Genomic DNA, 15515 nt, shown 5'->3' with positions numbered 1-15515 from the left:
CTCTTGACTATGAGGGAGACCTAGCGCGCCAAACGTCGCCTGTCGATCACCCAGCCGCAATCGCCTCGACCTCGACCTTGAACTCCGGCCGCGCAAAGCCTGACACGATCATCAGCGTCGAGGCGGGCGCGGGGCTGGCAAACAAGCGGTCGCGGACGTCCATATAGGGCCGCAGAAAGGCGCGGTCGGTGACGTAGGCGTTGATGCGCACGATGTCGCCTAGCCCCAGCCCGGCTTCAGCCAGAATCGCCGCTATGTTTTGAAAGCAGAGCTCGGCCTGCGCGCCGGCATCCTCGGGGATCTCGTCGTCCGCCGTGATGGCGACCTGACCGGAGCACAGAACCAGCCGCTTGCCTGGCGGCACCTCGACGCCGTGGCTGTAGCGGGCGAAAGGCGGCTTGATCGACTTCGGCGCGAGGTATCTGAACATGGCAATCTCCTGTCTGCGAGACCAGCCTAAGACGTGACCGATAGTACGTTCAAGATGTGGTGCATGGCACAAGGGCGATTGTGGACAGGCGTCCAAAAAATAGGCACGATGCCTTCCGCACAGCATGGCCCCGCCCGGTCTTGGCAATGATCGCCGCGAGAAGCAGGCGGTCCGGGCGGTGGCATGTGTCTTGCTTCTTGGATCAATGGTGTCGAGCCCGGCGCGTGACGTTCCGGAGCCAACAAAGGGTGGTGTCGATGTACGGAAAACAGAAGATTTCAGCGCTGGCGATCGCGCTGCTCGGAGCCGGCACGCTCGGTGCTGCAGCAAACGAGAAGGTTACCTTCGGCACCAACTGGCTGGCCGAGCCCGAGCATGGCGGCTACTATCAGGCCGTCGCCGATGGCACCTATGCCGCCTGTGGCCTCGACGTGACGATTTCACAGGGCGGTCCGCAGGTCAGCGGGCGGCCGCTGCTGCTGGCCGGCAAGCTCGATTTCTACATGGGCGGCAATCTGCTGTCGGCCTTCGACGCCGTCCAGCAGGGCATCCCGATGCGCGTCGTCGCCGCCGATTTCCAGAAGGACCCTCAAGTCATCATGTCCCACCCGGGGCAGGGGCTGGACAAGTGGGAGGATTTGAAGAACGCCGACCAGTACATTCTCGGCGACGAGGGCGTCCAGACCTTCTTCCAGTGGATGGTCATCGATCTCGGTTTTGATGCCGCCAAGCGCGTGCCCTACACCTACAACACCGCTCCATTCCTGGCCAACAAGAAGTCGATCCAGCAGGGTTACGTCACCTCGGAGCCTTTTGCGGTCAAGAAGGAAGGCGGCTTCGTGCCCAACCAGTTCCTGCTCGCCGACTATGGCTGGGACACCTATTCGACTACGATCGAGGTGATGCAGGACACGATCGACAAGCGGCCGGAGGTGGTCCAGTGCTTCGTCGATGGCTCGGCCAAGGGCTGGTACAACTACCTCTACGGCGACAACAAGGCCGCCAACGAGATGATCAAGAAAGACAATCCCGACATGAGCGACGAGCAGATTGCCTTCTCGATCGAGCAGATGAAGAAGTTCGGCCTGGCCGATTCCGGCGACACCGAAAAGCTCGGCATCGGCGCCATGAACGAAGACCGGATCAAGAGCTTCTATGACAAGATGGTCAAGGCCAAGGTCACGCCCGAGGGCATCGATATCAAGAAGGCCTACACGCTGGCCTTCATCAACAAAGGTGTCGGGATCGAGCTGAAGAAGTAGTCGTGAAGCTGGAAAAGATGGCGCAGGCGCCCATGACGGCATCGGGTGAAGGCCCGATGCTGCTGACGCTGCGCCATGTCGGCAAGGTGTTTTCCAATGGCGTGACTGCATTGAGCGACGTCGATCTCGCCATCCGCGAGGGCGATTTTGTCAGCCTTCTCGGGCCGTCCGGCTGCGGCAAGTCAACGGCGTTGAGGCTGATCGCGGGCCTGTCGACGCCGACATCCGGTCAGCTCGACTGGGGCGGTTCGATCGACCGCGCCAATATCGGCTTCGTCTTCCAGGAACCGACGCTGCTGCCCTGGGCCGATGTCTTCGACAATGTCTGGCTGCCGCTCAGGCTGAAAGGCGTGTCGCGTGCCAAAGCGGCGCCGGTGGTGATGGAGATGCTGGAGCGGGTGCACCTGACCGGTTTCGAAAACGCCGTGCCGCGCGAACTTTCCGGCGGCATGAAGATGCGCGTCTCGATCGCACGCGCCATGGTGACGAAGCCGCGCATTCTGTTGATGGACGAGCCGTTCGCGGCACTCGACGAGATCACCCGCTTCAAGCTCAACAACGACCTTCTGGAGCTGTGGCAGGACGAGCGCTTCACCGTCGTCTTCGTCACCCACAGCGTCTTCGAAAGCGTGTTCCTGTCAAACCGCGTCGTCGTCATGGCGGCGCGGCCGGGCCGCGTCCATGCCGAGTTGGCAATCGATGCCGCCTATCCACGCGACGAGGTGTTCCGCACTTCGCCCGACTATGCCGCGCTCTGCCGCCAGGCCTCGGACATCCTGGTCAACGCCATCAACACATCAGCCGGACCGCACCATGACGGCCATTGACCAGAATGCCGCAACGCTCGACGCGGAAGAGGCCGGCCGTGTACGCCAGGAGCGGCTGGAGCGGATCGGCCGGTGGGTCTTGCCGCTGGCGATCATGATCCTGGCGATCTGGCTGTGGGACCGCATCTGCGTGTGGAACGCGATCCCGCAATATATCCTGCCGCGCCCCGGCGTGGTGCTGTGGACGCTCTATAGCGATGCCGGGCTCCTGTTCTCCGCGCTGCTGGTCACGTTGCGCATAACCTTTCTCAGCCTGCTGCTCGCGGTCGTCGGCGGCGTCGGACTGGCGGTGCTGTTTGCGCAATCGAAATGGGTGGAGATGTCGTTCTTTCCCTTCGCCATCGTGCTGCAGGTAACGCCGATCGTGGCGGTCTTCCCGCTCATCAACATCTATGTGGACAACCAGACGGTGAAGCTTTTGCTTTGCGCCTGGATCGTTGCGTTCTTCCCGATCCTGTCCAACACCACGCTCGGCCTCAATTCGGTCGACCGCAATCTGCGCGACATGTTCAAGCTCAACGGCGCGACGCGCTGGCAGCAATTGCGCTATCTCAGACTGCCGGCGGCCATGCCGTATTTTCTAGGAGGCTTGAAGATAGCCGGCGGCCTGTCGCTGATCGGCGCCGTGGTGGCCGAGTTCGTCGCGGGCGCGCAGGGGCAGTCGTCGGGGCTCGCCTCGCGGATCATCGAGGCCGGCTACCGGCTCAACGCGCCCAGGCTGTTCGCGGCGCTGATCCTGATCTCGCTCACCGGCATATTGATCTTCCTGGTGCTGTCGCTGATATCGCATCTCATCCTGCGCCGCTGGCACGAGAGCGCGCTGAAGCAGGAGCGGTAGGGGGTTGGGTGACGTGATTGAGATGCTGGCGCGAAACACCCCCCTCTGGCCTGCCGGCCATCTCCCCCTCAAGGGGGGAGATTGGACGTCATCCGGGATTTCGCCAATTATCGACGTTGGAAGACGGGTGCTGTCGGAAAAGCTGCCAATCTCCCCCCTTGAGGGGGAGATGCCCGGCAGGGCAGAGGGGGGCGGTCCTTGATACCGACCTCTGGCTCGTACCATCTCACAAACGTCCGCCTTCACCGGTCGCTGACATCAGGCCTTGCCGCCACTTACGACAGCGACGGCTTCGCCCTGGCCGACATAACGGTCGCCGATGGCAAGACCTCAGCCATCGCCGCGCACAAGAAATCAAAAGCGCCAGCCACCGCCATCGACCTTGCCGGCCGCATCGTGCTGCCGTGCTTCGTCGACTGCCACACCCACATCGACAAGGGCCATATCTGGCCGCGCAAACCCAATCCCGACGGCAGTTTCATGGGCGCGCTCAATGCCACCGGCGCCGACCGTGCAGCGCGCTGGAGCGCCGAGGACGTGGCGCGGCGCATGGATTTCTCGCTGCGCTCGGCCTACGCGCACGGCACCAAGGCGCTGCGCACGCATCTCGACAGCGTGCCGCCACAGGAGGAAATCTCCTGGCCGGTGTTCGAGGCGATGCGGGAGAAATGGCGCGGCCGCATCGAATTGCAGGCAGCCTGCCTGCTCGGCATCGAAGGCGTGCGCGACAGAAAGTGGTTCGAGAGGCTGGCCAAGCGCGTGGCTGCGGCCAAGGGCGTGCTCGGCGTCGTCACCTATATGGTGCCGGATCTCGAAGAGCTTCTCGACAAGGTGTTCGCCGAGGCGAACAGGCACGGGCTCGATCTCGATTTCCACGCCGACGAGACCGACGACATCGCGGCGATATCGCTGAAGAAGATCGCCGAGGCGGCACTGTGGAACGGTTTTGAGGGCAACATGCTGGTGGGACATTGCTGCTCGCTGGCGCGCCAGCCGGATCTCGACGTGCTCGATACACTCGACAAGGTGGCCAAGGCGCGGCTGGCGGTGGTGTCGCTGCCAATGTGCAATCTCTATCTGCAGGACCGGCGTGCCGACCAGACCACGCCACGCTGGCGCGGCGTGACGCTGCTGCACGAGATGAAGGCGAGGGGCATCCCGGTCGCGGTCGCCTCCGACAACACCCGCGATCCGTTCTATGCCTATGGCGATCTCGACATGCTGGAGGTCTACCGCATGGCGACGCGCATCCTGCATTTCGACCATCCGGTCGGCGACTGGCCGCAGACGGTGGCGGCGACGCCGGCCAAGGTGATGCGGCTCGATGGTGTCGGGACACTGGCAGCCGGTGGCAGCGCCGATTTCATCGTCTTCAAAGGGCGGAGCTGGACGGAATTGCTGTCGCGGCCCGAATCGGATCGCATCGTCGTGCGCAACGGCCGAGCGATCGACAGGCAATTGCCCGACTATGCCGAGCTCGACGAACTGATGGTGGAATGATGGATGTTTCGGCGCTCAAACGCGATCTCGACGGGATAAAGCTCGACGACAATCCGGCCATCGTCCAGCAGAAGAGCCGCGACTTCTACTGGTACAGCCCGGTGCTGAAGCAGCAGCTCGACCACGTCACCGGCGACCTGATCGTGACGCCCAGGAACGAGGCCGAACTGATCCGCGTGCTTACCGCTTGCCACCGTCATGGCGTTCCGGTGACGCCGCGCGGCAGCGGCACCGGCAATTACGGTCAGGCGATGCCGCTATCGGGCGGCGTGGTTTTGAACCTTGCCGAGATGAACGAGATCAAGGCCATAGCGCCGGGCCGCGTCGTCACCGGGCCGGGCGCGATCCTCGCCGACATCGACAGAGCGACGCGCGCGCATTCCGGGCAGGAACTGCGGCTGTCGCCGTCGACCTACAACACCGCCTCGATCGGCGGCTTCATCGCCGGCGGCTCGGGCGGCGTTGGCTCGATCAATTTCGGCGGTCTGCGTGATTTCGGCAATGTGCTGCGCCTGCGCGTCGTCACTATGGAGGCGGAGCCGAAGGCGCTCGAACTCGCCGGCGAGGACCTGCACAAGGTCACCCACGCCTATGGCACCAACGGCATCATCACCGAGGTCGAGATGCCGCTGACTGCAGCCTATGAATGGATCGACGTGATCGTCGGCTTCGACGCTTTCATGCCGGCAGCCCGCTACGGCAACGCGCTGGCACGCCAGGACGGCATCCTGACCAAGCTGATCACGCCGATCGCCGCGCCCGTGCCGCAGCTCTATTTCAAGCGCCACCAGAAGTTCTTCCGGGACGGGCAAAGCATCTGCGTCGTCATGGTTGCCCGGCATGGGCTAGACGCGTTCCTCGCCTTCACCCGCCGCGCCGGCGGCGAAGTCATCTTCAATGCGGCGACGGCAACGGACGAAGAGAAAAAGGGCCTGCCGCCGGGCTTCGAACTGGCGTGGAACCACACCACGCTCAGGGCACTGCGGGTCGATCCCGCGATCACCTATCTGCAATCGCTCTATCCGTTTCCCAACCAGCTGGCGCTGGTGGAGAAGATGGACGCGATGTTTCCGAACGAGGTCTTTTCGCATCTCGAATTCGTGCGCCTCGACGGCAACATCACCTGCTTCGGCCTGCCGCTGGTGAAATTCACCACCGAGGCGCGGCTCAACGAAATCATCCGGCTGCATGAGGAGAATGGCTGCCCGATCTTCAACCCGCACCGCTACACGCTGGAAGAGGGCGGCATGAAGCAGACGGATGAAATCCAGCTCGCCTTCAAGCGCGAGACCGATCCGCAAGGCCTGCTCAATCCCGGCAAGATGATCGCCTGGGAAAATCCGGATTACGACTATCGCTCGGGCCGGACTTTTTTGTTCAAGGGTTTGCAGAAAGCAGAATGAGCAGAGGTTTGAGCTTGAGCACCCCCCTCTGTCCTGCCGGCACAGGCCCTACGCTGCCGCTTCGGGCGTTCGTCGTTTGGAAAGCCAAGCAATTGGCTTCCCATCGGCTTCGCCGACCACTTCTCACCCCCCGCAAGGGGGGAGATTGGCAGCCTGAACGCCGCGGCCAATCTGACACGCTGACAATTAGTGAAAGCGATGCGGCAGTCCGATCTCCCCCCTTGCGGGGGAGATGCCCGGCAGGGCAGAGGGGGGTGCCTCGCGCCCACCTCGCAAGCATTTCCCCATGAAAGTCCTCGTCCTCTACGCACACCCGGTGGAGACCAGCTTCAATGCAGGCCTGCACCGCACGATCGTCGAGCGGCTGACGGCCGCCGGCCATGAGGTCGACGATTGCGATCTCTATGCAGAGGATTTCGACCCCAGGCTGACGCGCGGGGAGAGGCTGGATTATCATAACCAACGCAGCCCTGCGGACCCGGCCGCGCCCTATGTCGAGCGGCTGCTCAAGGCCGAGGCGCTGGTGCTGTCATATCCCGTCTGGAACTACGGCTTCCCGGCCATCCTGAAAGGCTTTTTCGACCGCGTGTTTCTGCCCGGCGTGTCGTTCAAATTGGTCGACGGCAAGGCGCAGCCTTCGCTCCACAACATCCGCAAGCTGACCGCCGTCACCACCTATGGCGGCAGCCGCTTCCGCGCCATGCTGATGGGCGATCCGCCACGCAGATTGGTCAAGCGGATGCTGCGCGCGACGATCAGGCCCGGCGCCTCGGTGTCCTACCTCGCTCATTATTCGATGAACCTGTCGACCGACGAGACGCGGGCAGCCTTCATGGCCAAGGTCGCGGCCGGGATGGATGAATTCTGATGCGCGTGCTGGTGGTCTATTGCCATCCGGTGCCCGAAAGCTTTTGCGCCGCCATCAGAGATGCCGCAGTCGATGTGCTGAAGGCACGCGGCTGGGAGGTGCGGCTGCTCGACCTCTATGCGGAGAAATTCGATCCGGTGATGGGCTGCGAAGAGCGACGCGCCTACAATGAGCGGGCGCCGGAGGATCCGGCCCTAAAACCGCATTTCGAGCATCTCGCCTGGGCTGAGGCGATCCTGTTCATCTATCCGACCTGGTGGTACGGGCTGCCGGCCATGCTGAAGGGCTGGCTCGACCGGGTCTGGGCGACCGATGTCGCCTTCAAGCTGGGCAAGGGGCGCATCACGTCGCTGATGACACATGTCACCAGGGTCGGCGTCATTACCACCTGCGGCGCGCCGACCTGGTGGAGCGTCGTCGTCGGCCAGCCCGGCCGCAAGACCTTGCTGCGCGGTATGCGCGCGCTGTGCGCCCGCCGCTGCCGGACGTTTTTCCTGGCGCACTACCTGATGGACGCCTCGACGCCAAGGACGAGGGCGGCGTTTCTGGTGAAAGTGCGGGCGAAGCTGGAGCGGTTTTGAGCTTCTTCACCCTCGCCCTTGTGGGGAGGGTCGCGCAGCAAATGCCGCAAGGCGGCATTTGCGAAGCGGGGTGGGGGGTCTCGTAGGGCGCACCCCCACCCCGGCTCGCAATCGCCGCTTCGCTCCGACTGCGAGCCGACCCTCCCCACAAGGGGGAGGGTAAAAAGGTGCTACATCCTCGTCCGTTCCGCCTTGGGATCGTACATCGGCTTCAGCGATGCTTCCGCCGCAAAACGCTCGCCGGCGATCTCGATCTCGTAGGACGAGGCCAGCACATCCGCCTCGCTCTCGCCCTGGCAGGGCACATAGCCCAGTCCGATCGCGCCGCCGAGATGGTGGCCGTAATTCCCCGATGTGATCGGGCCGACGATCTTGCCGTCGCGCAGGATCGCCTCGTTGTGGAAGAGCAGGGGTTCAGGGTCTTTCAAACGGAACTGCGCCAGCCGGCGCGACAGGCCGGCTTCTTTTCTCTTCAGCACCGCATCGCGGCCGATGAACTCGCCCTTGGCGGTTTTGACCGCAAAGCCGAGGCCGGCCTCCAGCACATTGTCCTCGTCGGTGATGTCATGGCCGAAATGCCGAAACGCCTTTTCGATGCGACAGGAATCCAGCGTATGCAGTCCGCAAAGTTTCAGGCCGACATCCGCCCCCGCTTCATCGATCGCCTCGAAGACATGGGCCGCCTGGTCGGTCGAAACATAAAGTTCCCAGCCGAGTTCGCCGACATAGGTGACGCGGTGGGCACGGGCGAGGCCCATGCCGATCTCGATCTCCTGGAAGGTGCCGAACGGATTCTTGTCGTTGGAAAAATCATTAGGGCTGACCTTCTGCATCAGTTTTCGCGCATCCGGACCCATCAGGCAGAGCACGGCCTCAGCTGCCGTGACATCGGTGATGACTACGAATTCATCCCCGACATGCCGGCGCAGCCAGGCGAGGTCGCGTTGCAGCGTCGCGCCCGGCACGACGAGGAAGTAGGCGGTCTCAGATAGCCGCGACACCGTGAGGTCGCTTTCGATACCGCCGCGCTGGTTGAGCATCTGGGTGTAGACGATCTTGCCCGGCGCCACGTCCATATCGTTGGCGCACAGCCTTTGCAGGAAGGCACAGGCGTCGCGGCCTTCGACACGGATCTTGCCGAACGAGGTCATGTCGAACAGGCCGACCTTGTTGCGGACCGCCAGGTGCTCCTCGCGCTGGTTGTCGAACCAGTTCTGCCGCTTCCAGGAATAGCGGTATTCGCGCTCCTGCCCCTCTCGCGCAAACCAGTTGGCGCGCTCCCAGCCGGCGACTTCGCCGAACACGGCGCCGCGCGCCTTCAGGTGTTCGTGCAGGGGCGAGCGCCTGACATTTCTGGACGTTGCCATCTGCCGGTAGGGGAAGTGATCCGCATAGAGCAGGCCGAGTGTTTCGGAGACACGCTCCTTGAGATACCTACGGTTCTTCTGGAATGGCTGGGCGCGGCGGATGTCGACTTCCCAGAGGTCGAAGGGCGCTTCGCCGTCATTGATCCACTGCGCCAGCGCCATGCCGGCGCCGCCGGACGAGACGATGCCGATGGAATTGTAGCCGGTCGCCATCCAGTAGCCCGACAGCTCCGGCGCTTCGCCGAGATAGTAGCGGTCGTCGGGGGTAAAGCTTTCGGGGCCGTTGAAGAAGGTGTGAATGCCGGCGGTTGCCAGCATCGGCATGCGATTGACGCCCATTTCGAGGATCGGCTCGAAATGCTCCATGTCCTCCGGCAACTGGTCGAAGCAGAAATCCTCGCTTATGCCGTCCATGCCCCAGGGCTTGGCCACCGGCTCGAAGGCGCCGAGCATCATCTTGCCGGCGTCTTCCTTGTAGTAGGCGCATTCATCGGGAACGCGCAGCACCGGTAGACGACCGAGCCCGGGGATCGGCTCGGTGACGAGATAAAAATGTTCGCAGGCATGCAGCGGGATGGTGACGCCGTTCTGGGCGCCGAGCTCGCGCGCCCACATGCCGGCGCAGTTGACGACGATGTCGGCCTCGATCGTGCCCTGGTCGTCGCCTTGCGCCCACGACACGCCGGTGACGCGACCGGCCTTGGTGTGGACCTTGGTGACCTTCACATTCTCGACGACTGTGGCGCCGCGCTGGCGGGCGCCCTTGGCCAGCGCCATGGCGATGTTGGCCGGATCGCACTGGCCGTCGAGCGGCAGATGCACGGCGCCGACCACATCGGACACGTTGAGATGCGGGTACATCTCCTTGACTTCACCAGGCGAAATCTCGCGCACATCGACATCGAAGGCGCGGGCGAGCGAGGCCTGCCGATAAATCTCGTGCTTGCGCTCCTCAGTCAGCGCCACGGTGATCGAGCCGACCTGGCGCATGCCGGTGCCGACTTCCGTTTCGGCTTCCAGCTTGACGTAGAGGTCGGCCGAATATTTGGCCAGCCGCGTCATGTTCTGCGAGCCGCGCAGCTGGCCGATCAGGCCGGCGGCGTGCCAGGTCGTTCCCGAGGTCAGCTGCTTGCGTTCCAGCAGCACGATGTCGGTCCAGCCGAGCTTGGCCAGGTGGTAGGCGACCGAACAGCCGGAGACACCGCCGCCGATAATAACCGCGCGGGCCTTGGTGGGAATGCTTCTGGTCATGCGGCCTCGCGGCGATAGCCGGATGCGAAGCGGCGCAGGCGTTTTGCGGCTTCCTGAAGCACCGGCTCCGGTTGGCAGAGGCTGATGCGGATGTGGCCGGCAGCGGCCTTGCCGAAGCTGGAACCCGGCATGACGCCGACACTCTCCTGGTCGAGAAAGGCCCAGGCGAATTTCTCGTCGTCGGGCTCGACGGCGGAGATGTCGAGCATGACATACATGCCGCCCTCGGAGCCGTGCACGCTGATATTGTTCATGCCGCGCACGGCGTCGAGCAGGACGGTGCGGCGCGCCGCATAGCGTTCGGCGATCTCCCTGACGCCAAAGCGGTTCTCCAGCGCCTCGGCGCAGGCGATCGAGATGAAGGCCGGCAGGCCGTAGGTCGTCACCAGATTGAGATTGGTCAACAGCGTGATCATCTGCGCTGGGCCGGTCAGCCAGCCCATGCGCCAGCCGGTCATGCCATGGCTCTTGGACATCGAATTGATGACCAGCGTGCGCTCCGCCATGCCGGGCAGGCCGCGCGGCGAGATGTGCTCGCCGCCGCCGAGCGTCCAGTAGACCTCGTCCGACAGCAGCCAGAGATCGTGCTCGCGGCAGATCTCGGCCAGCTCTTCCAGACGCTCACGCGAATAGACGGCGCCGGTCGGGTTGTTCGGCGTGTTGATCAAAATGGCGCGCGTGTTGGGCTTGAGCGCCGCGCGGATCATCTCGGCGTGCGGCTGGAAACCGTCCTCGGCCGGCGTCTCGACGACGGTGAAGCTGGCGCCGGCGGCGCTGAACGTGTTGGGATAAGTCGCGTAGTAGGGCGCCACCACGATAGCGTGGTCGCCCTGGTCGAGAACGGCCTGCACGGCCGCGTAAAGGGCAGCCTGGCCGCCCGGCGTGGCGATGACTTGGTCAGGTGCCGTCTCGACCCCGGTGCAGGCGGTCGAGGCCGCCGCCATCGCCCTGCGCAGGCGCGGAACGCCGGGAAGCGGGGTGTAGTGGTGGTTGCTGCCGCGAACCGCCGTCACGCAGGCTTCGATGGTCTGGCTCGGCGTATCGAAATCATGGTCGCCGACCGACAGCATGATGATGTCCTGGCCCGCCTCCTTGCGGGCCCATGCCTCGGTGTGGACCTCCCAGCCATCCTTGCCCGAAGGCACGATGCCGGAAATGCGCGATGATGGTCTGGGCATCAGGATACTCCCGAGATTTCGTGGCCGGCCTGTTCAAGCCGGTCGCGCAAGGCGGCGGTGTGGGCAGGGCCGACTTCGCAGCAGCCGCCGACGATGGTGGCGCCAGCGGCGACCCAGCCGAGCGCCTGGTCGGCATAGGCATCCGGATCAAGGTCGTGGCGTGCGTGCAGCACTTCCACCGTTCCGCCATGCTTGAGCGCTTCGACAGAGGTGAAGCCATTGGCATAGGCGCCGACCGGGCCGCCGAGAGCAATCAATTCGGGCAGTGCCGCGGCGATAGCTTCTGGCCGGCAGCAATTCACCAGGCGCGCTGCAACCGTCAGGCCGTCGAGGGCGTCCGCCGCTGCCGCTATTGTTTCGCCGCTGCGCAGCCGCGGCGCGCCGTGATCGGCGAGCGTCCAAGACACCCAGACAGGTTTGCCGCTTTCCGACGCAGCGGTAACGGCCGCACGGCCTTCCTCGGCTGAGGCCATGGTCTCGCACAGGAACAGGTCGACGCCGTCGGTCTGCTCGGCGACGATGCGGCGATAGATGTCCAGCGTCTCCTCGAACGATATGGTCAGCGCCGGCGCATAGCTGCCGAACAGCGGTGACAGGCAGCCGGTGATCGCTGCATCGCCTGCCTCCTCGCGTGCCTGTCTTGCCAATTCGATGCCGCGCTTCTGCAAGGGCCTGAAGAGGTCTTCTGCTCCTTCCCGCGCGAGCCGCTCCGGCGTCGCCGAATAGGTGTTGATGGTGATGACGCGAGCGCCGGCCCGGATGAATTCGGCATGCAGGCCACGCACCAGATCCGGCTCGTCGATCAGCACCCTGGCCGACCAGAGCGGCGTCGGCTCGGAGCTGCTGCGGCGGACCAGTTCCTGGCCCATGCCGCCATCGGTGAGAATGACTTTCTTCATGCTCTCAATCTTTCGTTTTTCGGATCCCACAGCGGCTCGTCTTTCTGCACGACCGCCCGAAAGCGATCGCCGAAGATTTCAATCTCGATCGCGGTATTGGGTTCAGCCAGGTCGGCGCGCAGCATGCCGAGCGCGATCGATTTGTCGATGCGATGCCCCCAGCCGCCGGACGTCGTCTCGCCGACGATCTTGCCGTCATGCCAGAGCGTCGACACCGACGGCGCGTCGCAATCGCCGGGGTTTTCGACCACCAGCGTGACGAAGCGCTTCTTTACGCCTTGCTGCTTTTCGTTCTGCAGGGCTGCCTTGCCGCGGAAGTCGGGCTTGTCCCATTTTACGAAGCGCTCGAGCCCGCCCTGCAGGACCGTATAGTCGGTCGACAGGTCGCCCTTCCAGGTCCGGTAGCCCTTTTCGAGGCGCAGCGAATCCAGCGCATACATGCCGAACGGTTTCAGACCGTGTTTTTGTCCCGCCGTCCAGACGGCGTCGAAGATGGCGGCGGTGTCTCCCACCTTGGTGTGGATTTCCCAGCCGAGTTCGCCGGCGAAGGATACCCGCACCAGCTTCGCCCAGCGGCCGGCGATGGTGGTTTCCTGATGCGTCAGCCAGGGCAGCGAGAGATCCGCGCCACAGACCTCGGCCAGGATCTTGCGCGAACTGGGGCCGGCGAGGATTTGCGTCGAATAGTCTTCGGTCCTGTCGGTGAGGGTGAAAGCTGCGTCCTTCGGCAGGCGCGACTTCAGCCATTCGAAATCGTGCCACTGCGCTACCGCCGCGGTGATCAGCGTCATCTGCTCTTCGCCATGGCGCACCACCGACATCTCGGTGACGATGCGGCCCTTGTCGTCGGCGAAATAGGCGAGGCCGATGCGGCCGGGCTTGGGCACCAGGCCGGTGACCTGCAGCGCCAGCCATTCGGCTGCGCCAGGACCTTCGAGGTTGAAGCGCGAGAAGCCGGGCAGGTCCAGAATGCCGGCGGCGTCGCGCACCGCCAGGCATTCTTCGCGCACGCGGTGCTGCCACGGCCCGTCGCGGCGGAAGGTGAGTGTTGCTTCTTCCGACGTGTCGTCACCGGGTTGCGCATACCAGGTGGCACGCTCCCAGCCATTATAGGCGTCGAACTGGGCGCCGAGCGCCTTGATGCGATCGTGGATCGGCGACAGCTTGCGGTCGCGCCCGGCCGGCCAGGCATGGCGCGGGAACTGGATGGCGTATTCGTTGCCGTAGATCTCCATGCCCTTGGCGACGCTATAGTCGGGGGCGGCCGCAAAGCTGGTGAAACGGCGCGGATCGCAAGACCACATGTCCCATTCGGTCTGGCCCTGCGTCACCCATTCGGCCAGCACCTTGCCGGCGCCGCCGCCCTGGGCGATGCCGAAGGTGAAGACACAGGCCTCGAACGCGTTGGGAACGCCGGGCATCGGACCGATCAGCGGACTGCCGTCCGGCGCGTAAGGGATCGGCCCGTTGATCACCTTGGACAGGCCGGCAGTGCCGAGAATCGGCACGCGGGCTACGGCATCGGCAAGGTAGTGCTCGAGACGGTCGAGATCGTCGGGGAAGAGCTGGAAGGAAAAGTCCTCCGGCATCGGGTCGTTGTGGGTTGCCCAATGCGCGCGGCAATTGCGCTCATAGGGACCGAGATTCATGCCGTTCTTTTCCTGGCGCAGATAGTAGGAGGTGTCGACGTCGCGCAGCAGCGGCAGCTTCTTGCCCTGCTCCTTCGACCAGGCCACCAGTTCGGGGATTTCCTCGAACAAAATGTACTGATGGCTCATCACCATCATCGGGACGTCGCGGCCGAACATTTTGCCGACTTCCGCGGCTCGGTAGCCGGCGGCGTTGACGACGATCTCGCAACGGATCTCGCCTTGCGGCGTCTCGACAACCCATTCGTCGTTCTCGCGGCGCACACCTGACACCGGACAGAAGCGGACGATCCTGGCGCCCATGTCGCGCGCACCCTTGGCCAGTGCCTGCGTCAGCTGCGCGGGGTCGATGTCGCCGTCGTTTGGATCGTAGAGCGCACCTTTGAGGCCATGCGTCTCGATGAAGGGATAGCGGCGCTTGATCTCATCAGGGCCGACAATGGCGATGTCCATGCCCTGGTAGCGGCCCATGCCCTTGGCGCGCTGGAACTCCTGCATGCGCTCCTTGGTGTGGGCGAGGCGGAGCGAGCCGGTAACGTGGTAGTTCATGGGATAGTCGACCGCGTCGGCGAGACCGCGATAAAGCTCGGTCGAATAGCGCTGCATGTTCATCAGCGACCAGGACGACGAGAAGGTCGGCACGTTTCCGGCGGCATGCCAGGTCGAGCCCGATGTCAGCTCGTTCTTTTCGAGCAGCACGCAATCGGTCCAGCCCGCCTTGCAAAGGTGGTAGAGCGAGGAGGTGCCGACGACACCGCCTCCGATGATCACCACGCGTGCCGTCGTCGGCAAACCGGCCATATTCTTCTCCCAAACCTGAAGCGCGCTGCGCTTCTATCTTTTTGCTTGATGCATGTCGTTTCCCAAACCGCTGCACACTTTGGGCGACATGCATTCAATAAACAGGCGGCGAAACCACCCAGATGACCACGGCCGGCTCGCTGCCGGGATTGCGCCAGCGGTACGGCTTGCGCTCGAAGCGGAAGGAATCGCCTTCGCCGAGCCGGTGCCAGACGCCGGCTATCTCGATCTCGAAAATGCCAGAGGCGATGTAGCCGGCTTCCTCGGTCGGCCGCAGCTGCTCGCTCTTCATCTCGGCGCCCGGCGCAAAGATCGAACGCACCATCTCGAAACTACCGCCGAGATCGGGCGACAGAAGCTCTTCCACCAGGCCGGATTCGCTTGTGCCAAGCGTGCGCCGGCTGCCGGCGCGCACGACAAAGCCGCGCTCCTTTTCGATCGGCACGTCGTGGCTGAAGAACAGGCTGAGTGGCACGCCGAACAGGTCTGCGAAAGCCCTGAGGTCGCCAAGCGAAGGGATAGACAGGCCGCGCTCGACCTGGCTGACCCAGCCGACGGAGCGACCAAGCTTCAGCGCGATCTCAGCCAGCGTCAGCCCGCGCGCCTTGCGCAGCGCACGGATGTCGCTCGCCAGCAGGCGCTCGTCAGGTCCATGCAATGT

Annotated in this window: 13 protein-coding genes; 7 read left to right on the top strand and 6 right to left on the bottom strand. The window is 64.0% G+C overall.

Annotated features, from left to right (window positions below; genetic code table 11):
* Positions 1 to 46 precede the first annotated feature (46 nt).
* On the bottom strand, positions 47 to 430 hold the full coding sequence (locus X730_RS158025; RefSeq protein WP_023825789.1) for a RidA family protein: 384 nt from the start codon (positions 428 to 430) through the stop codon (positions 47 to 49).
* Positions 431 to 687: 257 nt separating this feature from the next.
* Here X730_RS158025 and X730_RS158030 point away from each other — a divergent pair, with 257 nt between their 5' ends.
* From X730_RS158030 to X730_RS158060, 7 genes are all read left to right on the top strand, one after another.
* Positions 688 to 1692: an ABC transporter substrate-binding protein gene (locus tag X730_RS158030; RefSeq protein WP_023825788.1), complete on the top strand. Its 1005-nt coding sequence runs from the start codon at positions 688 to 690 to the stop codon at positions 1690 to 1692.
* Positions 1693 to 1694: 2 nt separating this feature from the next.
* Entirely contained in the window at positions 1695 to 2519 is an 825-nt protein-coding gene (locus X730_RS158035; RefSeq protein ID WP_023690277.1) for an ABC transporter ATP-binding protein, read from the top strand.
* Positions 2506 to 3357, top strand: a complete 852-nt coding sequence (locus X730_RS158040) for an ABC transporter permease (protein ID WP_023753453.1) — start codon at positions 2506 to 2508, stop codon at positions 3355 to 3357. The genes X730_RS158035 and X730_RS158040 overlap by 14 nt, the downstream gene beginning before the upstream one ends.
* A 198-nt stretch (positions 3358 to 3555) precedes the next feature.
* Positions 3556 to 4857, top strand: coding sequence for a cytosine deaminase (locus tag X730_RS158045; protein ID WP_023706112.1), 1302 nt, complete (start codon positions 3556 to 3558; stop codon positions 4855 to 4857).
* Complete coding sequence (locus X730_RS158050) at positions 4857 to 6260, top strand: FAD-binding oxidoreductase (protein ID WP_031196657.1); 1404 nt, start codon at positions 4857 to 4859, stop codon at positions 6258 to 6260. Before X730_RS158045 ends, X730_RS158050 begins: the two co-directional genes overlap by 1 nt.
* A 286-nt stretch (positions 6261 to 6546) precedes the next feature.
* Positions 6547 to 7128 (top strand): NAD(P)H-dependent oxidoreductase, encoded by a 582-nt coding sequence (locus X730_RS158055; protein ID WP_023700354.1) that lies wholly within the window; start codon positions 6547 to 6549, stop codon positions 7126 to 7128.
* On the top strand, positions 7128 to 7709 hold the full coding sequence (locus X730_RS158060; protein ID WP_023690990.1) for an NAD(P)H-dependent oxidoreductase: 582 nt from the start codon (positions 7128 to 7130) through the stop codon (positions 7707 to 7709). Before X730_RS158055 ends, X730_RS158060 begins: the two co-directional genes overlap by 1 nt.
* Positions 7710 to 7879: 170 nt before the next feature.
* On the opposite strand, the gene X730_RS158065 is transcribed toward X730_RS158060, so the two are convergent.
* The 5 genes from X730_RS158065 to X730_RS158085 all read right to left on the bottom strand — a co-directional run bounded on the left by X730_RS158065 (position 7880) and on the right by X730_RS158085 (position 15491).
* Positions 7880 to 10327, bottom strand: coding sequence for an FAD-dependent oxidoreductase (locus tag X730_RS158065; protein ID WP_023825787.1), 2448 nt, complete (start codon positions 10325 to 10327; stop codon positions 7880 to 7882).
* On the bottom strand, positions 10324 to 11505 hold the full coding sequence (locus X730_RS158070; RefSeq protein WP_023825786.1) for a pyridoxal phosphate-dependent aminotransferase: 1182 nt from the start codon (positions 11503 to 11505) through the stop codon (positions 10324 to 10326). Before X730_RS158070 ends, X730_RS158065 begins: the two co-directional genes overlap by 4 nt.
* A complete protein-coding gene (locus X730_RS158075) occupies positions 11505 to 12404 on the bottom strand; it encodes a homocysteine S-methyltransferase family protein (protein ID WP_023825785.1) in 900 nt (299 codons plus the stop codon). The genes X730_RS158070 and X730_RS158075 overlap by 1 nt, the downstream gene beginning before the upstream one ends.
* Positions 12401 to 14854: an FAD-dependent oxidoreductase gene (locus tag X730_RS158080; protein WP_023825784.1), complete on the bottom strand. Its 2454-nt coding sequence runs from the start codon at positions 14852 to 14854 to the stop codon at positions 12401 to 12403. The genes X730_RS158075 and X730_RS158080 overlap by 4 nt, the downstream gene beginning before the upstream one ends.
* A 94-nt stretch (positions 14855 to 14948) precedes the next feature.
* Positions 14949 to 15491 carry an XRE family transcriptional regulator gene (locus tag X730_RS158085; protein ID WP_023739108.1) on the bottom strand — a complete coding sequence of 181 codons (543 nt, stop codon included), beginning with the start codon at positions 15489 to 15491 and terminating at the stop codon, positions 14949 to 14951.
* Positions 15492 to 15515: the final 24 nt, after the last annotated feature.

Origin of the sequence: Mesorhizobium sp. L103C131B0, from assembly GCF_000502275.1 — a bacterium.
Taxonomy (GTDB): Bacteria; Pseudomonadota; Alphaproteobacteria; order Rhizobiales; family Rhizobiaceae; genus Mesorhizobium.
The sequence above is the reverse complement of the archived record's forward strand: the minus strand, read 5'-3'. Positions and strand labels throughout refer to the sequence as shown.